The sequence below is a fragment of the Mesorhizobium sp. B2-2-3 genome (genome assembly GCF_006442405.1).
GTDB lineage: Bacteria > Pseudomonadota > Alphaproteobacteria > Rhizobiales > Rhizobiaceae > Mesorhizobium.
This window is the reverse complement of the sequence record NZ_VFWC01000018.1, coordinates 58257-79105: the sequence shown is the minus strand read 5'-3', so window position 1 is coordinate 79105 and position 20849 is coordinate 58257. Positions and strand designations below refer to the sequence as shown.

General features: G+C 63.4%; 17 protein-coding genes. 10 read left to right on the top strand and 7 right to left on the bottom strand.

Annotated features, from left to right (window positions below):
• The first annotated feature begins 98 nt into the window (after positions 1 to 98).
• From FJ951_RS26070 to FJ951_RS26055, 5 genes are all read left to right on the top strand, one after another.
• The gene (locus FJ951_RS26070; RefSeq protein ID WP_140517988.1) at positions 99 to 440 is read left to right on the top strand and encodes a DUF2147 domain-containing protein; all 342 of its coding nucleotides are present in this window, start codon (positions 99 to 101) and stop codon (positions 438 to 440) included.
• A gap of 207 nt (positions 441 to 647) precedes the next feature.
• A complete protein-coding gene (locus tag FJ951_RS28565; RefSeq protein ID WP_181165140.1) occupies positions 648 to 806 on the top strand; it encodes a hypothetical protein in 159 nt (52 codons plus the stop codon).
• Positions 807 to 860: 54 nt separating this feature from the next.
• On the top strand, positions 861 to 1055 hold the full coding sequence (locus tag FJ951_RS26065; RefSeq protein ID WP_140517987.1) for a hypothetical protein: 195 nt from the start codon (positions 861 to 863) through the stop codon (positions 1053 to 1055).
• A 101-nt stretch (positions 1056 to 1156) separates the two neighbouring features.
• Positions 1157 to 2617, top strand: coding sequence for an AMP nucleosidase (locus FJ951_RS26060; protein ID WP_246671782.1), 1461 nt, complete (start codon positions 1157 to 1159; stop codon positions 2615 to 2617).
• Between the two features lie 141 nt (positions 2618 to 2758).
• The gene (locus tag FJ951_RS26055) at positions 2759 to 3796 is read left to right on the top strand and encodes an endonuclease/exonuclease/phosphatase family protein (RefSeq protein ID WP_140517985.1); all 1038 of its coding nucleotides are present in this window, start codon (positions 2759 to 2761) and stop codon (positions 3794 to 3796) included.
• 13 nt (positions 3797 to 3809) lie between these two features.
• On the opposite strand, the gene FJ951_RS26050 is transcribed toward FJ951_RS26055, so the two are convergent.
• Entirely contained in the window at positions 3810 to 4403 is a 594-nt protein-coding gene (locus FJ951_RS26050; protein ID WP_140517984.1) for a DUF922 domain-containing protein, read from the bottom strand.
• Between the two features lie 132 nt (positions 4404 to 4535).
• Positions 4536 to 6215 (bottom strand): electron transfer flavoprotein-ubiquinone oxidoreductase, encoded by a 1680-nt coding sequence (locus FJ951_RS26045; protein ID WP_140517983.1) that lies wholly within the window; start codon positions 6213 to 6215, stop codon positions 4536 to 4538.
• Positions 6216 to 6435: 220 nt separating this feature from the next.
• Here FJ951_RS26045 and FJ951_RS26040 point away from each other — a divergent pair, with 220 nt between their 5' ends.
• The 3 genes from FJ951_RS26040 (at position 6436) to FJ951_RS26030 (ending at position 8914) form a co-directional block, all read left to right on the top strand.
• On the top strand, positions 6436 to 7080 hold the full coding sequence (locus FJ951_RS26040) for a hypothetical protein (RefSeq protein WP_140517982.1): 645 nt from the start codon (positions 6436 to 6438) through the stop codon (positions 7078 to 7080).
• A gap of 109 nt (positions 7081 to 7189) precedes the next feature.
• Positions 7190 to 8062: a uracil-DNA glycosylase gene (locus tag FJ951_RS26035; RefSeq protein ID WP_140517981.1), complete on the top strand. Its 873-nt coding sequence runs from the start codon at positions 7190 to 7192 to the stop codon at positions 8060 to 8062.
• Positions 8063 to 8110: 48 nt separating this feature from the next.
• On the top strand, positions 8111 to 8914 hold the full coding sequence (locus FJ951_RS26030) for a helix-turn-helix transcriptional regulator (RefSeq protein WP_140517980.1): 804 nt from the start codon (positions 8111 to 8113) through the stop codon (positions 8912 to 8914).
• 9 nt (positions 8915 to 8923) lie between these two features.
• Here the strand turns inward: FJ951_RS26030 and FJ951_RS26025 are convergent, their stop codons facing one another.
• Complete coding sequence (locus FJ951_RS26025; RefSeq protein ID WP_140494669.1) at positions 8924 to 9886, bottom strand: DMT family transporter; 963 nt, start codon at positions 9884 to 9886, stop codon at positions 8924 to 8926.
• A gap of 222 nt (positions 9887 to 10108) precedes the next feature.
• On the opposite strand from FJ951_RS26025, the gene pepN reads away from it, so the two are divergent.
• A complete protein-coding gene (gene pepN / locus FJ951_RS26020) occupies positions 10109 to 12754 on the top strand; it encodes an aminopeptidase N (protein ID WP_140517979.1) in 2646 nt (881 codons plus the stop codon).
• A 101-nt stretch (positions 12755 to 12855) separates the two neighbouring features.
• On the opposite strand, the gene FJ951_RS26015 is transcribed toward pepN, so the two are convergent.
• Entirely contained in the window at positions 12856 to 13269 is a 414-nt protein-coding gene (locus tag FJ951_RS26015) for a hypothetical protein (protein WP_140517978.1), read from the bottom strand.
• A gap of 243 nt (positions 13270 to 13512) precedes the next feature.
• On the opposite strand from FJ951_RS26015, the gene FJ951_RS26010 reads away from it, so the two are divergent.
• A complete protein-coding gene (locus tag FJ951_RS26010; RefSeq protein ID WP_140494675.1) occupies positions 13513 to 15837 on the top strand; it encodes a PAS domain-containing sensor histidine kinase in 2325 nt (774 codons plus the stop codon).
• A gap of 44 nt (positions 15838 to 15881) precedes the next feature.
• On the opposite strand, the gene FJ951_RS26005 is transcribed toward FJ951_RS26010, so the two are convergent.
• From FJ951_RS26005 to FJ951_RS25995, 3 genes are read right to left on the bottom strand one after another with little or no spacing between them, the layout of a single operon-like run.
• Entirely contained in the window at positions 15882 to 16361 is a 480-nt protein-coding gene (locus FJ951_RS26005) for a hypothetical protein (RefSeq protein ID WP_140517977.1), read from the bottom strand.
• A 51-nt stretch (positions 16362 to 16412) separates the two neighbouring features.
• Positions 16413 to 19373, bottom strand: a complete 2961-nt coding sequence (locus FJ951_RS26000; RefSeq protein WP_140517976.1) for a bifunctional [glutamine synthetase] adenylyltransferase/[glutamine synthetase]-adenylyl-L-tyrosine phosphorylase — start codon at positions 19371 to 19373, stop codon at positions 16413 to 16415.
• A complete protein-coding gene (locus FJ951_RS25995) occupies positions 19373 to 20848 on the bottom strand; it encodes a HAMP domain-containing sensor histidine kinase (RefSeq protein WP_140517975.1) in 1476 nt (491 codons plus the stop codon). Before FJ951_RS25995 ends, FJ951_RS26000 begins: the two co-directional genes overlap by 1 nt.
• Between the last annotated feature and the right edge of the window lies 1 nt (position 20849).

The window sequence follows — 20849 nt, the reverse complement described above, 5'->3', positions numbered from 1 at the left end:
CACCGCTTTTGTTTTGCAGGGAGCTGGATTAGCTTACGTTTGCGTAAGCGGCAGACCGGCGAGGCGGAGCCTCCTGCCGGGTATCCAAGGGAGGAAAGATGTTTCGAAAAGCAAGCCTGGCCCTGGCGGCCACTTTGATCCTGACCGGTGTGGCCTGGGCCGATCCGATCGAGGGAAACTGGAAGACGCAGGCCGGCGATACCGCGGCCATCGGGGGCTCGGGTTCATTTTCCATCACGCTGAAGTCTGGCAAATATGCCGGCAAGACCATCGGTTCGCTCAAGGCGTCCGGCGACAACAAATACACCGGCAGCATAACCGACCCGGCAAACGACAAGACCTACTCCGGCAAGGCGACACTGTCGGGCACCTCGCTGAAAATGAGCGGTTGCGTGCTCGGCGGGCTGATCTGCAAGAGCCAGACCTGGCACAAGCTCTGATCGACCCCATCCTTGCGACATGAAAACGGGGCCGGCAGGCCCCGTTTTCGTTTCATGATCCTGGCATGCTGTGCCGGCAGCCATGCTCCTTATGGCCAGCGCCGCCTCAAAGCCCATCAACCGATTTGAACGGCAGATGAACGTCGGCATCAGAGCCGGTTCAGTCGTGCCCGGGCATTCTCCTGCGTATTGAAGGAGACACGACCAATGCTCGCCCGCCGCTTCACCATCGTCTGCCTGCTGGTGAGCCTGTTTGGAATGTTCTTCGCCATCCTCGTCGCCGAAGCGGGCCGTTCGGCCCGTTCCTGGGACGAGGCCAGTTCCAGAACCTGCCGCCTCGCCTGCCCGACCACCCTTCGCCCCTGAGACAGAAACCAAAGACCTGACCAACCACAAGACCTCGAAAGAAAAGCAAAGACCATGAACCGCATCGCCGCCAATCTCTTCAAAACCGTTCGGCTTCTGCCGCGGGCGGCGCTCATCCTGGCGTTTCTTGCCGCACCGGTCCTGGCCGTGCCGATGATGCGTACCGATGCCGGGTCCACGATCGACGCGCCAGCACTGAAGAAATCCGGCGTCGGTTTCGTGCTGCTGGTCAGCCTGCAGCGCGGATAAATTGCGCCTTCGATCGGGACACCCCTCCCAACCGCCTATCCAAATCTCTATATTGAGCCATGGAAAAGCGAATCTACCCCCAAGCCATCGAATCTGTCGTCATGCCCGAGCCTTTTGGCCGGCAAAGCTTTGACACCGCCGAAAAGGCGGTCGCGGCGCTGCAAGCCCTTTATGACCGCAACACCAAGTTCCTGCGCGACTCCTTCGCGGCGCTTGCCGCCGGCGGCGACAGCAGCAAGCGCTACCGCGCCTTCTACCCGGAGATCGGCGTCACAACGAACTCGTTCACCCAGATCGATTCACGCCAAGCCTATGGCCACATGCCGACGCCGGGGCATTTTTCCACCACCATCACCCAGCCGAGCCTGTTCGAAAGCTATCTGGTCGAGCAATTGCGTCTGATCATGCGCAACCACGGGGTCGCGGTCACGGTCTCGGAATCGACAACGCCGATCCCGCTGCATTTCGCCTTTCTCGAAGGCACCCATGTCGACGGAACGGCGGCCGAGCGTATCCAGCGGCCGATCCGAGACCTGTTCGACGTGCCAGATCTCGACGGTACAGATGACCAGATCGCCAACGGCACGTTCGAAGTGGCGTTCGGAGAACCAAGGCCGCTGGCGCCCTTCACCGCGCAGCGGATCGACTATTCGCTCCACCGCCTGTCGCACTATACCGCGACCACGCCGCAGCATTTCCAGAATTTCGTGCTGTTCACCAACTATCAGTTCTATATCGACGAGTTCGTGGCGCGCGCCCGTGACCTGATGGAGAGTGGCGGCGGCGGATATGCCGAATTCATCGAACCGGGCAACGTGGTCACCAAAGCCGGGCAGAGCGCCCCGAGCGAAGGGATGGCGCCACAGCGCCTGCCGCAGATGCCGGCCTACCACTTGAAGAAGCCAAACCATGGCGGCATTACCATGGTCAATATCGGTGTCGGACCCTCCAACGCCAAGACGATCACCGATCATATCGCTGTGCTAAGGCCTCATGCCTGGGTGATGCTCGGCCACTGCGCGGGTCTGCGCAATACGCAGGCGCTGGGCGATTATGTGCTGGCGCATGCCTACGTGCGCGAGGATCACGTGCTGGACGACGACCTGCCGGTCTGGGTGCCGATCCCGCCATTGGCCGAAATCCAGGTGGCATTGCAGGAAGCGGTTGCAGAAGTCACCGGCCTGTCTGGGTACGATCTCAAGCGCATCATGCGCACCGGCACTGTCGCCACCATCGACAACCGCAACTGGGAACTGCGCGACCAGCGCGGACCGGTGCAGCGGCTTTCGCAGTCGAGGGCGATCGCACTTGACATGGAATCGGCAACGATCGCGGCCAATGGCTTCCGCTTCCGCGTGCCTTACGGCACGCTCTTGTGTGTCTCCGACAAGCCGCTGCATGGCGAGTTGAAGCTGCCCGGCATGGCGACCGAATTCTACAAGCGGCAGGTGGCGCAGCACCTCACCATCGGCATCAGGGCGATGGAAAAGCTTTCGGAAATGCCGATGGAGCGGCTGCATTCGCGCAAGCTCAGAAGTTTTTCGGAAACGGCCTTCCAGTAGCCGATCTGCGCGCCGCCAGAGCTATTCGCCGTCTTGCCGGCGATTCGCCATCTTGCCCGCAATTCGCTATCTTGATTGAGCCGCATTTTTGCCGATAACCGGGCGAGGACCATCGCTGGCAACTCATGCAGATCTGATCCGATGAAACGCAGTCGAGACATGGCGGCCTCACTGGTATTCATCGTGATGATGACGCTCTCGGTCGCGCTGGTGGCCGGCTTCTTCGGCGCCTTGCACCCGGCGCTCGATTCCTTTTCGCATTTCCGCATCCACCTCGCCGTGCTGATGGCAGTTTGCGCGCTGCCGCTGCTGGCGACATCGTTTCGCCTGCAAGCGGCCGCGGCTCTGGTTTTTGCCGTGGCCGCTCTTGCGACCGCTTCGGCCGCCTTGCCTCGGCCGTGGCCGGTTCAGGCGGTCGCCAAATCCACCGACCAGACCGACCAGGTAGTCTACAGCCTGCTGCAGATGAATTTGCGCTACGACAACCCAACGCCGAAGAAAGTGCTGTCACTGATCGGCCGGACCAATCCCGACGTCATCACCCTGGACGAGGTGTCGGCGATGTGGGCGACGGAGCTTGGCTACATCGCCAGCGCCTATCCATACCGGATCCTCTGTCCTTATCCCAACGGCGTATTCGGCGTCGCGCTGCTCTCGCGGCGACCCTTTGTCGCCGGAACCGCGCCACATTGCGAGCTCCGGGGCGCAATGGCCATTGCGACCATCGATTTCGGCGGCAGGAGCGCCGACGTCGCCGCCATCCACCTCAGCTGGCCGTGGCCCCGGGAGCAGTATCGGCAGATCGGCGAACTCTCGGAGCAGCTTTCATCGCTCGGCCAAACCGCCATCATGGCCGGCGATTGCAACGCGGTGCCATGGAGCGCCGCGGTGCGGCGCGTCGCCGCTCTCGGCGGACTGACCGTCATGCCGTCGGCCGGGTCGACCTGGATTCACCGGAAGCTGCCCGACTTCCTGCGCCGCTATGCAGGCCTCCCGATCGACCAGGCGTTCAGCAAGGGCGGCGTGACCATTCTGTCGTCAACGCGACTGGAAGATACCGGCTCCGACCATCTTCCCGTACTCGTGGAGTTCTCGCTTCGCCCCGACGACAGGCTGCCCCATGACGAGCATGAGAGCGCGCTCGCGGCGAGCGACCTTCAAAACAATCCGCGCGGTTGATGCTTCGGCATTCTCAGGGTTTGGTCAACGCTTCGACAAGGTGCTCGACAGGCCCGCCGCCGCGATGCTCGCGCGCATCGAAAGCGTTCTGCCTGGCTTCGTATTCGACATAGATGGTCTTGATTCGGCGCCGCGCCTCGAGGTGCGTGCCGGTGCAGAACCAGTTGTCCGGGCGCCGCAGGCCGGCAAGCGCGGTCTCGGTGGCCCGCATCATCCGCCTCGCGATACCGCCATGCGTCTGCTCGTGCTTGCGAACGCCGATCATGAAACGGTCCCAACGCTTGCGCAGGATAGGGCTTGCCGACGAGAGCCGCGGGAAAGTGTAGGTCAGGTTGAGCGTCCCGTTGGCCTGCCGCAGATGGCAGGCACCATCCTTCCGGACGATATCGAGATCCCAATGCACGGCGTAACCGGTTTCGGCGATGGCACGCGCCATATAGCCGTGCTTGGGTCCCAGCCGGTCCATCGCCTCGACAAGGGCGGCTCCGGTATTTCCAGCGACATCATAGGTGCGGATGTGAACGGTGAGCTTTGTGCCCGCCGACGCGGCTGATGCGCAAAGCAGCATGAAGGCCATGGCGAGCATCGTCGGGCTGGTCAGGCGCATGTCCGCCTCCTTTGTCGGAGCCGAGCAGACCACACTCGGCGGAAGGCTTCAACGGGCTTGATCGAGGCAGGCGGTCAACGGCGACAGACAAATCCGCCGCCGCTCGCATGTTCTTCGTTAGCCCGGCACGGCTCACATGTTCTGATAGACCGGGCCTTCACCACCTTGCGGCGGCACCCAGTCGATATTCTGGTTCGGATCCTTGATGTCGCAGGTCTTGCAGTGGACGCAGTTCTGCGCGTTGATGACGAAGCGCACGTCCTTGGCCGCCGGATCGGCAGCGGCATTGCCGTCCTTGTCGACCCATTCGTAGACGCCTGCAGGGCAGTAGCGCGTCGAAGGTCCGGCAAAGACGTCATGCTCGGAACGCTTCTGCAGCTCCATGTCCGCCACCAGCAGATGCACCGGCTCGTTTTCCTCGTGGTTGGTGTTGGACAGGAACACCGAGGACAAGCGGTCGAAGGTCAGCACGCCATCGGCCTTGGGATAGTTTATTTTCTTGTGCTTCGCGGCGGGCTCTAGCGTGGCGTAGTCGGCCTTGCCATGCTTCAGCGTGCCGAAGGGCGAGAAGCCGAACAAAGTGTTCAGCCACATGTCCAGGCCGCCGATGGCGACGCCGGCGATGGTGCCGAAGCGCGACCACAGCGGCTTGACGTTGCGCACCTTCTTCAGATCCTTGCCGATGTCTGTCGCCCGCCACGCGGCTTCGTAAGCGGAGAGCTCGTCATTGGCGCGGCCGGCGGCGATTGCCTCGGCGACATGCTCGGCCGCCAGCATTCCCGACAACACGGCATTGTGCGAGCCCTTGATGCGCGGGACGTTTACGAGCCCGGCGGCGCAGCCCATCAACGCGCCACCCGGGAAGCACAGTTTCGGCACCGACTGCCAACCGCCTTCGGTAATCGCGCGCGCGCCATAGCCCAACCGCCTGGCGCCCTCGAAAGTACCGCTGATCGCCGGGTGGGTCTTGAAGCGCTGGAACTCCTCGAACGGCGACAGCCAGGGGTTCTTGTAATTGAGGTGGACGACGAAGCCCACCGCCACCTGATTGTCGTCCAGATGATAGAGGAAAGAGCCGCCGCCGGTCTTGAGATCGAGCGGCCAGCCGAAGGAGTGCTGGACGAGACCCGGCCTGTGCTTCTCCGGCTTGACCTGCCACAGTTCCTTGAGGCCGATGCCGTATTTGCCCGGCTCGCGGCCCTCGGAAAGCCTGAACCTGGCGATCAACTGCTTGGCGAGCGAGCCGCGCGCGCCCTCTCCGATCAGCACATATTTGCCCATCAGCGCCATGCCCGGCGCGAAACCCGGGCCGTGTGTGCCATCCTTTTCGACGCCCATGTCGCCGGTGACAACACCGGTGACGGCGCCTTCCTCGTTATAGAGCAGGCCGGCCGCGGCGAACCCCGGATAGATTTCCACGCCGAGCGCCTCGGCCTTGGCGGCCAGCCAGCGGCAGACATTGCCAAGCGAGACGATGTAGTTGCCGTGATTGTTCATCAGAGGCGGCATCATCATGTTGGGCAGGCGGAAAGAGCCGGCGGGGCCAAGCACCAGGAAATGGTCCGCCGTGACCGGCGTTTTGAATGGATGGTCTTGTTCGTCGCGCCAGCCCGGCAGCAACCGGTCGATGCCGATCGGATCGACGACGGCGCCTGACAAGATGTGGGCGCCAACCTCACCGCCCTTTTCCAGCACGACCACGGAAAGCTCGGGATTGACTTGCTTCAGGCGGATGGCGGCGGCGAGGCCGGCCGGGCCCGCACCGACGATCACCACGTCGAATTCCATGCTTTCGCGTTCGATATCGCTCATCAACCCCTCCGCACTGGCTTGTCGCTATTGCGCGTATCTTGCTGGCTCCTGCGCTGCATAGCGCATCAAGTCGCGACAGGAAACCGGCGCGCCTGTGACAACGCGGATTTGGCCAAAAAGTCGCGCATCGTGCCGAAGGACACCCGTTTTGCGCCGGCCTGCCCGCCACGCGTACGTTTTTAATTGTTCGACGGCTTGCTTATCGGCCATACTTCGCGCCATGCGCATTCCTGGGCCAGCCGGCTTCTCATCAACGCGCTTCCCATCGACGCCCGGCAGGGCCTGCCGGGCGTTCCTTTCGGCCCTCCCCCTGCTGGCGCCGGTCCATGCCTTTGCAGACGAGGTGAAGGTCTGGGCCACCGGTGCCTACTCCTTCTCCGACGAGCTTGGCGGGTTCGAAATCACCGGCGCTTCCGGCACCGGCACCAAGGACGATCCGCTCGTCATCACCGAAGAGCTGAATTCAGCGACGCCGGTGACGTTGACCATCCGTGCAACCAAGCCGATCCAGGCGTTCGGCAAGGCGGGCGAGTTCGCCAACGGCATCATGTATTTGCGCTTGGACGTGCTCAACAACAGCGGCCAGGCCTGGATCGAATTCCAGTTCGAGCTTCAGGAGGTCCTGAATCAGCCGAGCGTCTTCGGCGACGGGCTTTCGTTCGACCAGCGCAACAAGACGCCTGACAATATCTGGTCGAGCAATTTTGCCGATTTCGACCGCGATTTTGAACCGTATGACCGTCTGCTGTTCAAGAACGGCAAGGTCGACCCGCTAAAGACCGCCAGGTTCGAATTCCTGATCACCGACTATACGCCGCGCTGGACCTTTTATCTGGTGCAGGACCCGCGCATACCGACGGGTTAGGTTGCGGTGAGCGTATGACGCTGCCAGAGACAGGCCGTCATTGCCCGGTTGTGCCAATGTCCCCAATCACCAACTTGCAATATGCGACCAGTCGAACGATGGTGGCGCCATGACTGCCGCTTCCCCAAACAGCCGACCTGATATCGCCGAGCTGCTCGCCTTCTATGCCAGCGCGGGCGTCGACGAGGCGTTGGAGGACGCGCCGGTGAGCCGCTTCGCGGAAGCCGCGCCCAAGCCGGCGGAGCGGATGCCGGCTGCCGCGCCGAGCGATAGCGGGGCACCGGAGCGGCCCGCCCAACCGCGTCTCGATGCGAGCGCCGTGCCTAACGCTCCGCCGGCCCGCCCGCCCATTTCGGCGGTACCCGACGAGGCGCAGGCGGCGCTGGCGCGTGAATTGGCCTCGGCTGCCTCGACGCTGGACGAGCTTCGCCAGCACATGTCGACTTTTGACGGCTGCAACCTGAAGTTCACCGCCAAGAACCTGGTCTTTGCCGACGGCAACCCGGATGCATCGGTGATGCTGGTCGGCGAGGCGCCCGGCCGTGACGAGGATATAGAAGGCCTGCCCTTCGTCGGCCGCTCCGGCCGGCTGCTCGACCGCATGTTGGCCGCGATCGGGCTAGACCGGACATCCGTCTACATCGCCAATGTCATCCCCTGGCGGCCGCCGGGAAACCGCACGCCGACGCCGCACGAAACCGAGATCTGCCGGCCGTTCATCGAAAGGCAGATCGAACTGGTCAAGCCGAAGGTGCTGGTCAATCTCGGCGGGCCCTCGGCCAAAACCCTTCTGAATACGAGCGAAGGCATCTTGCGGCTGCGCGGCAACTGGCGCGCCCACACGACAGCGTCCGGCGTCGTTATTCCGGCGATGCCGACGCTGCACCCGGCCTATCTATTGAGGACGCCGGCGCACAAGAAGCTGGCTTGGCGGGATTTTCTCGAGGTGAAGGCGAAGCTAAGAGCGCTCACCTCTCCATGACCTCGCGGGTAATTGAAATGCGCCTGCCGTCGCCCTAACCATGCCCTCATGATATCTCCTCAAACCTCCGCCGGCAGCCTCATCCGTGAATGGCGCACGCGACGCCGGATGAGCCAGCTCGACCTCGCCACGGAAGCCGATATCTCGCAGCGGCATCTGAGCTTCGTCGAGAGCGGGCGGGCCGCGCCGTCGCGCGACATGGTGCTACACCTGGCCGAGCAGCTTTCGATCCCGCTTCGCCAGCGCAACCAGCTCTTGCTGGCGGCGGGCTTTGCGCCGAGCTTCAGCGAAAGGCCGCTGACCGACATTTCGCTGGCACCGGCCATGGCGGCGGTCGAGACGGTGCTTCGAGGGCACGAGCCGTTCCCGGCGCTCGCGGTGGACCGGCACTGGAACCTCGTTTCGGCAAACACTGCCATTGGGCCGTTCCTGGCCGACGTTTCCGAGCCCTCGCTGCTCAAGCCGCCAGTCAACGTGCTGCGGCTCAGCCTGCACCCTGGAGGTGTCGCGCCGCGCATCGTCAATCTCGCGGAGTGGCGGGCGCACCTGCTGGAACGCCTGAAGCACCAGAACGACGCGTCAGGCGATCCGGTGCTGATCGAACTGGAGCGTGAGTTGCGCGGTTATCCCTCCGGCCTGAAGAGTGGGCGGCCGGCGCGGGTCGAGCCGAGCGGCATCGTGCATCCGCTGCGGCTTGCCCATGGGGATCAGGTGCTGTCGTTCATCAGCACCATCACCGTGTTCGGCACGCCGCTGGACGTGACGCTGTCGGAGCTGGCGATCGAGTCCTTCTTTCCGGCCGACGAGCAGACGCGGACGGCGCTGGTAAGATTGGCGAAAGAGCGGGCCTAACGGTGCTGATCACCCCTGCGGCGGGGCGGCCTTGCGCGTGCGGGTGCGTTCCAGGCCGAGTTGACGTTCGCGCCAGATGATGAAGATGCCGGCGGCAACGACGATCAGACCGCCGGTCAGCGTGTTCAGCGTGGCGACATCGCCGAAGACGAGATAGCCGACCAAGACGCCGAGGATCATCGAGGTGTATTCGAACGGCGCCACCACCGATGCCTCGGCATGGCGGTAAGCCGAGGTCATCAGGATCTGGCCAAGGCCGCCGCAGAAGCCGGCGGCGACAAGAAGGACCGCCTGCCCCGGCGTCAGCGCCTGCCACCCAAACGGCAGCGACAGCAGCGCCATGACGCTCGCGGTGACCGAAAACCAAAGCACAATCGTGGCGGTGCGCTCGCTTTGCACGAGATTGCGCACGAGCAGCATGGCGACGGCCGAAATCGCCGCCGCTATCAATGCGGCGATGACGCCGAGCACCTCCTGGTCATCGAGCGCCTCGCCGGAACTCAGGAGCGTCAGCTCCGGCCAGGAGATGATCAGCACACCGACGAGGCCGACGGCGACCGCGCTCCAGCGATAGACACGAATGGCTTCGCCGAGGAAAATCGAGCTGAACACCACCACCAACAGTGGCTGGGCGTAATTCAGCGTGATTGCTTCTGGCAGCGGCAACCGCGTCAGCGCGAAGAAGCCGAGCCCCATGGCGCAGACGCCGACGACGCCGCGCGCGATGTGGTTGAACGGACGGCTTGTACTGAAAGCCGTGCCGAGATTTCCCTTGAAAGCCAGAAAGGCAATGATCGGAAAGATAGCGAAGAAGGAGCGGAAGAAGACGATCTGTCCCGCCGGCACAGTGCCCGCCGCCTTAATGCAGGTCGACATGCCGACGAAGACCGCCACCGAGACGATCTTCAGCATAATGCCAGTGAGCGTGTTGTGCCCTACGGTATTGTCACTGTTGCCGGGGCCTGCTGTCACGCTCCCGCCGCTTCCCGCATGGTTGCCCAGGTACGCGCCGGCGTTGCGGGTTTCTCGATATGCCTGACGTCGTAGACGGCGGCCATGACTGCCTCGCGATGCTGGAAAGGAGGGTCTGAATAGACCTTGTCGCAGTTTTGTCGAGGCGCCGGTTCGTGTAAAGAGCGCGGACTTCAAATTTTTGGACGGGCAGGACAGGCCCGGAAAGACAGGAACCACGGAATGCGCACCGACACTGGCCAGGTCTTCAAACTCGAAGACTATCGCCCCAGCGACTATCTCATTCCGGAAACGAGCCTTGAATTCCGTCTTTCGCCAGGGGCGACGATCGTCACGGCAATTTTGACCGTCGAGCGCCGGGATGGCGTCGCGGCCTCTACGCCGCTTGTGCTGGATGGCGACGGGCTGACGCTCAGGCGCGTCGAGATCGACGGCAGGAAAGCCAAGCCGACGGATTTTGCCGTGACGCCCGACCGACTGACCATCCTCAGGCCCCCGGCGGCGCGTCGCTTTCGGCTGTCGATCGAGACCGAGCTGGCGCCGTCGGGCAATGAAGCGCTGATGGGCCTCTACCGCTCAAGCAACGTCTATTGCACGCAATGCGAAGCAGAGGGCTTCCGCCGCATCACCTATTTCCTCGACCGCCCCGACATCCTTTCCGTCTACACCGTGCGGATCGAAGCCCGCCGCGACGAGGCGCCGCTGCTTCTGTCCAACGGAAACCGGGTCGACAAGGGCGATCTCGGCGATGGCTGGCACTATGCCATTTGGCACGATCCCTTCCCCAAGCCATCGTATCTGTTCGCGCTGGTCGCCGGCAATCTCGGCCGGGTCGCCGACAGTTTCGTCACCATGTCCGGCCGCACGGTCGAGCTCGGCATCTATGTCGAGCCCGGCAAGGAGAAGCTCGCCGGCTACGCCATGGATGCCTTGAAGCGATCGATGCAATGGGACGAGGAGGCATTCGGCCGCGAATACGACCTCGATGTCTTCAACATCGTCGCCGTGTCCGACTTCAACATGGGGGCGATGGAGAACAAGGGCCTCAACGTCTTCAACGACAAATATGTGCTGGCCGACCGGGAGACCGCGACGGACGCCGATTTCGCCAATATCGAGGCGATCATCGCGCATGAGTATTTCCACAATTGGACAGGCAACAGAATCACTTGCCGCGACTGGTTCCAGCTTTGCCTGAAGGAAGGGCTGACCGTTTATCGCGACCACGAATTCTCCGCCGACCAACGTTCGCGTGCGGTCAAGCGCATCGCCGAGGTACGCACGCTGCGCGCGCATCAATTCCCCGAGGACCAGGGGCCGCTGGCGCATCCGGTCAGGCCGCGCCGCTATCGCGAGATCAATAATTTCTACACGGCGACCGTCTACGAAAAAGGCTCGGAGGTGGTGCGCATGATCCGTACCATCCTCGGGCCTGATAGCTTTCGCGCCGGCATGGACCTCTATTTCGAGCGGCACGACGGCACGGCGGCGACGATCGAGGATTTCCTGGCAGTGTTCGAGGAGGTGTCCGGCCGCGACTTGTCGCAATTCGCGCTCTGGTACCATCAGGCCGGCACCCCTAACCTGGCGGTGAGCTCGACCTATAACCGGGCGGAGCGGGAATTCACTCTGGAAATCGAGCAATCGGTGCCGCCGACCCCGTCGGAAAGCCGCAAACGACTGATGCACATACCGCTCGCCTTCGGTCTGATTGGCGCCGGTGGCGAGCCGGTCGCCTATGACACGGTCGACGGCGCCAGCGTCGAGAACGGCATCATCCACATCCGCAAGCGCCGGCATGTGGTGCGCTTCTCAGGCGTCGCCGAGCGTCCGGCGGTTTCGCTGAACCGTGGCTTCTCGGCGCCGATAACGCTTGCCGTCGAGCAGAAGACCGATGACCAATTCTTCCTTGCCGGCCACGACAGCGACAGCTTCTCGCGCTGGCAGACCTTCAACACGCTGCTTACGGATGCATTGATCTTGGCCTTCCGCCAGATTCTCGACGGCGCCGAGCCTGGCTTCACCGCGCGGCTGACCGAGCTTGCCGGCAGGATCGCGAGCGACGAGACGCTGGAGCCGGCCTACCGGGCGCTGGCGCTTTCGCTTCCGGGCGAGACCGACATAGCGCGCGACATCGGCAAAAACATCGAACCCAACGCCATCTTCGCTGCGCGCGAGGCGCTGGCGCTGGCAATCGCCAGGGCTAACCGCGACGCGTTCGCCGGCCTCTACGAGCGGCTTGCCGACGCCGGCCCGTTCAGCCCGGACGCAGCTTCCGCCGGACGGCGGGCGCTGCGCAACGTCATGCTCGATTATCTCTCGCTGCTGTCAGATGGCGCCGGGCTTGCGGCGGAGCACTTCCGGTCGGCCACCAATATGACTGACCGCGCGGCGGCACTGACCGTGCTCGCGCACCGCCACCATGGTTCGCCGGAGGCAAACAAGGCACTGGCGGCTTTCGAAGCGACATATGCGTCCGACCCGCTTGTGATGGACAAATGGTTCCAGATTCAGGCCAGCGTACCCGGTCCGCAGGCGGTGGAGACGGTTCGCGCCCTGACCACGCATCCGGCCTTCTCGATGGCCAATCCGAACCGGGTGCGCTCGTTGATCGGCACATTCTCCAGTGCCAACCAGACCGGATTCCACCGCGCCGACGGCGAAGGCTACCGATTCTTCACGCAGACCGTGCTCGAGGTCGAAAAACGCAATCCGCAGGTGGCGGCAAGGTTGGCAACGGCGCTCCGGTCGTGGCGTTCGCTCGAACCTGGCCGGCAGGCCAAGGCCAGGGAAGCGCTGCTTTCGATTGCCAATGCCGAAAACCTGTCGGCGGATTTAAGCGATATCGTCGAGCGTACGCTGGCGTGAGCCAGACCCAAGCGGCCACCATGGTGGTCGGCGGCAATGCCAAGGCAACGCCACCGGCCCGTCAGGCTGTGCTTCTGCTGCTCGAACGGATTCCCGCCTCCCTACGCGGGTATCAACATGGCGATGCGATGCACGCCGACCTCGGCGCTCGTATTCGTCGCCTCGTCGGTCTTGCCCTTGGCGCAAGTGTATATGTCGCCTTCCTTGAGCTTGAACTCCTTGTCGGCCTTCTTGATCGTGAATTCGCCCGCAGTGATGGTGCATACCATGTCGTTGTCCATCACCATCGCCGGCGCATGTGTGCCGGGCTGAAACACGACATCGACGATTGAGATGCTTTTGTAGGCAGGAATGTCTGAGTTTCCCGTGCCTACCTCCACCACTCTGATGCCGGGCGCAATCTCCTTGCCCTCCTTCGGGCCGTATGTCCTCGTTTTTACCGACGCCGCCAGGGCGAACAAAGGCGTTACCGCTGCCGCTGACACGCCGAGAGCAATTGCAGATCTGCGATTCATGCTTTCCTCCCAATGTGCAATCCCGCACGGAATATGCGTGATTTCTAATATTATTCCCTTTCCACGGTAATCGCCATCGCATGCCTCTGCTCGGTTGGCGGAAAAGCCGCTATTTTAGTCGATTTTTAATCTTTTTTCGCCGGACCACTGGACAAGGCGAATCACCTTTGATTCTTTAATGGCGATTCGGAAGTGCGGCGTTTGCCGGATCATCAAGCATAGGCAAATCGGGGAGTGCCATTTATGGCGAAGGCGGACGCGTGGGGCGCGCCCGGAGGGATAGCTTTTGCGCGTCGCGAGACGCCGCGAGGCGACGGCCTTGCCGGGAATACGCGGCTCATCGCCGAACCGGCCTACAAGCGGCTTCTGGCGGCGGAGCCATTGCTGCGCCGATCGATACCGGCTCTCATCGTCATCTTCCTGATCGCGATCGCGGCGCTGCGCGTCCTGTCGCTGATGAACGAACGCGACGATATCGAGCGCAACGCCAAGGCGATCCTGATGCTGGCGTCCGGTCAACTGGCGAGTTCGCTGGCCACCACGTCCGACACCGCGCCGGGCGCCATCCAGGACCTGTTGGAAACGACCAGCCGCCAGGGCGCGATGAGCCGCGGCCACGTTCTTGTCATCACCGACAGCGCCTTCAAGATCACCGCGGTGACGCCGCGCTCGATGTCCTGGCAAGGCCGTTCGCTGGATAGCCTCGCCCAGGGCGGCCAGCCTCTGTTCATGTTCGGCGACCGCGCCGGAGTGATGGAGGTCGATATTGGCGGGCAGGACTGGTATGCAGCGGTCAGCCTGACGAACGGTCGCAAAGGCGCGGCAGCGGCGCTGGTGCCGCAGGACGCTGTTTTCGACGCCTGGCGCAAGACAGTCTCGCTGAATGTGACGCTGTTCGTACTGACGGCCGGCGTGCTGATCATCATCCTCTATGCCTATTTCGGCCAGGCGGCGCGCGCGCAGGCGGCCGACCGCATCTATCTCGAAGCGCATCAACGCATCGACATGGCGCTGGTACGCGGCCGCTGCGGCTTGTGGGACTGGGACATGGTGCGCGGCAAGATGTATTGGTCGCGTTCGATGTACGACATGCTGGGCTACGAGCCATGCGACACGATGCTGTCCTTCGGCGAGGTCGACGAGATCATCCATCCCGATGATGGCGACTTGTTCCAGCTCGCCAACAAGATCGTCGCGCGCGAGATCGATCATATCGATCAGGTGTTCCGGATGCGGCATGCCGACGGGCAGTGGGTATGGATGCGCGCAAGGGCGCAGGTCATGGATCCGGAAGCACCCGAAATCCAGTTGATCGGCATCGCCGTCGACGTCACCGAGCAGCGTCACCTGGCGCTTCGTTCCGAGGCAGCCGATTTGCGCCTGAGGACGGCGATCGAGAACATCAACGAGTCCTTCGTGCTGTGGGATGCCGCCGAGCGGCTGATCATGTGCAATTCCAAATACCAGAAGGACAATGGCCTTTCGGACCGTGACGTGATGCCAGGCGCCGTGCGCGCCACGCTGGAAGAGCGCATGCTCGCTTTCGCTTCCGATCGGCGGCTAGCCAACAGCAATGGACCGCAGGGCGGCGCGACGTTCGAACGGCAGCTGGCCGACGGCCGCTGGTTGCAGGTCAACGAACTCAGAACCCGCGACGGCGGCATTGTCTCGGTCGGATCCGACATCACCCAGATCAAGCTGCATCAAGAAAAGCTGGTCGACAGCGAGCGCCGGCTGATGGCGACCATACACGATCTCAGCCTCGCCCGCCGGGCCGAAGAGGAGCGCGCGCGCGAACTGGTCGAGCTCAACCGCAAATACATGAAGGAAACCGAGCGCGCCGAAGCGGCGAACCGGGCCAAGTCCGAATTCCTGGCCAACATGTCGCATGAACTGCGCACGCCCTTGAACGCCATCATCGGCTTCTCCGAGTTGATGGAACAGGGGCTGTTCGGCCCGCTGGGATCGGAGCGCTACGAGGAATACGCCACCGACATCAACAGCAGTGGCAAATATCTCCTGGGCGTCATCAACGACATTCTCGACATGTCGAAAATCGAGGCCGGCCAATTCTCGCTCGACCGCGAAGAGATCGATCTCGGCCCGCTGATCAGCGAGACGGTCAGGGTCGTCTCGCTGCAGGCCGCACAGAAGGCGATCACCGTGGAGACCCGCATCGCCGACGCGCTGACGCTGTTTGCCGACCGCCGAGCGATCAAGCAGATCGTCATCAACCTTTTGTCCAACGCAGTGAAATTCACCGGCCAGGGCGGCCACATATCGGTCAGGGCCCGCAATACCTCAGGGGCGCTGGTGCTGACGATCGAGGATAATGGCTGCGGCATCCCGAAGGAGGCGCTCGGCAAGCTCGGACGGCCCTTCGAACAGGTGCAGAACCAGTTCTCCAAGAGCCATGCCGGGTCCGGCCTCGGCCTCGCCATCTCGCGCTCTCTGGCCGAACTGCAAGGCGGTGCCCTGAAAATCCGCTCAACCGAAGGTGTCGGCACGATCGTGTCGGTGCGCATTCCGGTGAAGAAGGCGACGCCCGTGGTCAAGGTCGCGGCTTAAGCAACGGGCTCCGGCGATGTCGCCGAAGCCCGTGCCGGAAGGCGTTATTGCATGCTGCCGTCGTCGCCTTCGTCATCCCACTGACGGTGTAAGCCAAAGCGGCCGCCCTTTGGCAGTTCGCCCTTCTTGATCTTTCCGTCGTTGTTCTTGTCGAGCAGGGCAAAGAGCTTCTTGTCGCGACTGGCGATGTCGTCCGTCGTCAGCGTACCGTCGCCCTTGTTGTCGTAACGCGCGATGATGCGCCTGGCCATGTGCTCGAAGCGGGCCTTTTCCAGCGCTGCGGTGAGCTGCTCCACCGTGAGCTTGCCACCATTGTCGGCGACCAGCTTCTTCAACCGCGAATCCATGACGCTTGAGAACTGGTCGAAGCTGATGGTGCCGTCATTGTCCTTCATCGCCTTGTTGAGGCGCATCATCGTGCGCTCACGCATGTTTGCGCTGTCGATGTTCTCGGCATAGGCCGCAGTGCCGACGGCTCCTGCCAACGCGATGAAGGCGAACGCGAGCTTGGTTGTCTTTCTCATGGTCTTCTCCTGTTGCATCGTCACCCCCGATGCGATCCGCACGGCCGTCGATCACGGCCGCCCGGCACGAAGCAGAAGGTTGAAATCCTTCCTGACCTTCCGCGACGTCTCCTTGAGATGTGCTTCCAGCACACCGAAATCCGGCAAGTCGGTGACCGCCAGAAGCAGATCCGAAAGCCCCGGCGGCACATCGTCCCGCTCGAACTGGCCGGTGAGGCAAAGCCTGATCATCTGGGTCAGCGCCAGATAGAGGCGGTAGGCCTCGCCAAGCTCCTCCCTGACATCGGCGGCTGCGAATTGTGGCGCAAGGCGCGACAATACCTCCGCGGTTGCCGTGACCCTGCGGCCGGACTCGACATTGCCCGTGACGACGGCCACCTGGGCGATGAATTCGAGATCGATCAGGCCGCCGGCAATGAGTTTGATGTCCCAGAGGTCGCGCGGCGGCTTTTCCTTTTCGATCATGGCGCGCATGTCGGACGCTTCCGCTTTCACCTTTGCTGCGTCGCGCAATTGCCCGAGCACCGCCGCAACGTCGGCTTCGACCTCGGCACAGAGCCTGGCATCTCCGGCAATGGCGCGCGCCCGCGACAGCGCCATGTGCTCCCAGGTCCAGGCCTCCTGGCGCTGGTATTTCTTGAAGGCGTCGACGTGGGTGGCCACTGGCCCCTTGTTGCCGGACGGCCGCAGCCGCAGGTCGAGTTCATAGAGCACGCCTTCCGCGGTCGGCGCGGAAACGGCCGAGATGAGGCGCTGCGTCATCCTGGTGTAGTAATGCGAGGGCGCCAGCGGTTTTTCACCGTCGGATTCCTCGGCGTCCGCATCGTGATCGTAGAGCAGGATGAGGTCGACATCCGACCCCGCCGTCAATTCACGGCTGCCGAGCTTACCCATGCCGAGCAGCGAAACCACGCCGCCGGCGATTGTGCCATGGCGCGCCTCGAATTCGGCCATAACCGCGCGCAACGCGGCCTCAATGGTGAGGTCGGCCAGGTCAGAAAAGGCGCGGCCTGCGCGGGCCGGATCGATCGAGCCGGCGAGCAGCCGCACACCGATCAGGAATTTCTGCTCGGAGGCAAAGATGCGCAAACGATCGAGAACGTCCTCATAGGCGCGGTCGCCTTCGAGGAAAGCGGTAAGCCGTGCCGATAGATAGCCACGATCCGGCAATTCGGTGAGAAGAGCGGGATCGAGCAGGCCATCGAACACATGTGGCCGGCGCGTGATGATCGCGGCCAGTCGTGGCGCGGCGCCCATGATCGTCGCCATAAGCTTCAGCAACGCCGGATTGGACTGGAGCAGCGAGAAGAGCTGGATGCCTGCAGGCAGGCCGGCGAGGAACTCGTCGAAACGGATCAACGCCTCATCGGCCCGACGCGTCTGGCCGAAAGCCTTGAGCAGCGCCGGCGTCAGTTCCGTCAGTCGCTCGCGCGCCTCAGCCGACTGGGTGACGCGGTAGCGACCGAAATGCCAGCCACGGATCACGCGGCAGATGTCGCTCGTTCGCTGGAAGCCGAGACCGTGCAACGTCTGCAGTGTATCGGGGTCGTCGACGTCGCCGGTGAAGACCAGATTGCCGATGCCTGCCGAAAGCTCCGGTGCGGTTTCGAACAGCGCCGCGTAGTGACGTTCGACCTGCTGCAGCGAGGCGCGGAAGCCCAGGGAAAAAGCAGCCGCATCGGCAAAGCCCAGCATGCGCGCGATTCGCTCCAGCCCTTCATCATCCTCCGGCAGGGTGTGCGTCTGCTCGTCGGCCACCATCTGGATGGCATGCTCGACCCGGCGCAGGAACCAATATTGCCGGGCCAGTGCGTCGCGTGCCTCGGCGGTGATCCAGCCGCGCGCGGCCAGTTGGCCGAGCATCGGCACGGTCTCGCGGCCTCGCAGTTCCGGGAAGCGGCCGCCGGCGATGAGCTGCTGCGTCTGGACGAAGAACTCGATCTCGCGGATGCCGCCGCGCCCGAGCTTGACGTTGTGGCCCTTGACCGCGATTTCGCCATGCCCCTTGTGGGCGTGGATCTGGCGTTTGATCGAATGGACGTCGGCGATCGCGGCATAGTCCATGTATTTGCGCCAGATGTAGGGTTGGAGCTCCTTGAGGAAAGCGGTGCCGGCGTCCAGATCGCCGGCCACAGGACGCGCCTTGATCATGGCAGCGCGCTCCCAGTTCTGGCCGCGCGCCTCGTAGTAGCGCAGCGCCGCCTCTACCGGGATCGCCAGCGGGGTCGAACCGGGATCGGGACGCAGCCTGAGGTCGGTGCGGAAGACATAGCCATGTTCGGTGCGGTCCTGCAGGATGCGCACCAGACGGCGCGTCAGCCGCGAAAACAGCTCCGTCGCATCGAGCGGATCGACGACGGCCGACGCTTCCGGGTCGAAGAAGACCACGAGGTCGATATCGGAGGAAAAATTGAGCTCATGCGCGCCAAGCTTGCCCATGCCGAGCAGGATCCAGCCCGACCGGTTCGAGGGATTGGCGGGATCCGGCAACTTCAGCTTGCCCTGGCCATGCGCGTCGCGCAGCAGAAAATCGACGGCGGCGCGCGTGCACGCATCGGCAAGGTCGCTCAACCGCCGCACCGTAAGCGAGGTCTCGGCCTCGGCGGCCAGATCGGCCAGCGCGATCAGGAAATGCGCATCGGCCTTCCATTGCCGCAGTTCCATCATCAATCTGGATTCGGAGATCGTCTCGGAGAACGATGCCCGGTCGATCGCCACGATGATCGCCTTCAGCCGGGCCCCGACCGGCTGGTCGAAAAGCCCATCCAATATCTGCGGCCGGCGACGCGCCATGTCACGCAGGAACGGCGACAGGTCGAAGACAGCGGCCAGGAAGTCCTGCGCCTCACCCGTTCCAGCCAGGAATTTCGCCAGCCGTGTCAATCCTTCTTCGCGTGCCAAGGTGGCGATCTCGGCCAGCTCCTGCCGGGCCCGGCTGTCGTCCAGAGGAGCAAGCCTTGCCGCGGGCTTCAACAGCCAGTCCTTCGCCGTCCGCTTTGCAGCCGCCGTCATCAATGATCCTCCCGCGCGGGAAAACTCATGACCACGGATAATCCGGGATTACCAGGCAACAGATCAAGCCGGCCATAGTGGAATGTCATGACCGCCTTTGCGAGGCTGAGGCCAAGCCCGGAACCTGGCTGGGAACGGCTCTTCTCGAGCCGCACGAACCGTTCCGTCGCCCGGGCGCGATCGGCATCGTCCGGAATGCCCTGGCCGTTGTCGGCGACGACAAGCCTGATTTCGCCATGCGTGCGTTCGAGCGTCACGCGGACAGTCGGCTTGGAGGTGGAATCGGTCGAGTACTTGATCGCATTGTCGACGATGTTGGACAGCGCCTGGCCGATCAGCTCGCGGTTGCCGTCGACAAGGAATGCGCCATCGACCGCGGCTTCGAGCGAAACGCCAGCCTCTTCCGCCACCGGCTCGTAGAGTTCGACCACATCGCGCACGGCTGCGGCCAGATCGACGCGACTGGTGCTTTCGGAGGAATAACCCGCCTCCAGCCGGGAGATCATCAGGATGGCGTTGAAGGTCTTAATGAGCTGGTCGGACTCGGCGATGGTGCCTTCCAGCGCCTGGCGGTAGTCCGACGTCTTGTGCTTGCCCGAAAGCGTCGCCTCGGCGCGGTTGCGCAGCCGGGTCAGCGGCGTCTTCAGATCATGCGCGATGTTGTCGGAAACCTGCTTCAGCCCCTCGTTGAGCATGGCGATCCTAGCCAGCATGGCATTGAGGTTCTCGGAAAGCCGGTCGAATTCGTCACCGGCGCCGGTCACCGGCAGCCGGCCCGAAAGATCGCCGCCCATGATGCGGCGGCTGGCTTCCGAAACGCCATCGATGCGCTTCAGCGCGGCGCGGCCGACGAAAAACCAGATCAACAGCCCGCCCAGCCCCATCATGCCGAGCGCCAGCATCAGGGAGCGGCGGATGACGGCGCGGAACCGCTCAGGTTCGCCCAGATCGCGGCCGACCAGCATGATCATCTGGTTCGGCAGGCGCAGCACCAGGGCGATCGCATTGTGGCCCTTCTCGCCTTCGGATCGGACCGCCGTATCGCCGGCCTGCGGCGTGGCCTGATCGGAAGGTGTGCTGCGCTGCCGGTCGAGTTCGCCTTCGCCGAAACGACGGTAGGAGAACGGCTCGGTCGTCCAGCCTTCGGTTTCGATGACCCCCGGCTCCAGGCTCTGGACATTGCCGGTCAGGATCTGGCCGTTGGCGTCGGCGATCAAATAGAGATTGGCGCCGGGCTGGCGCGAGCGCTGCTCCACCACGCGCACCAGGACCGGCAGGCCGCCGCGCTGGTAGGCGCGGGCAAGGCCGAGCACCTCGTCGTTGATGGTCTCCTGCGTCTGCGCGGTCAGCATGCGCGCCGAAAGCGAGGTCATGTAGAGGACAAGCAGTACGGCGCAGAGCGCGAAGAGCAAGAGATAGAGCGCCGAGAGCCGCGCAGCCGTCGTCTTCATGATGGCAGGCACGGAAAGGGCCATG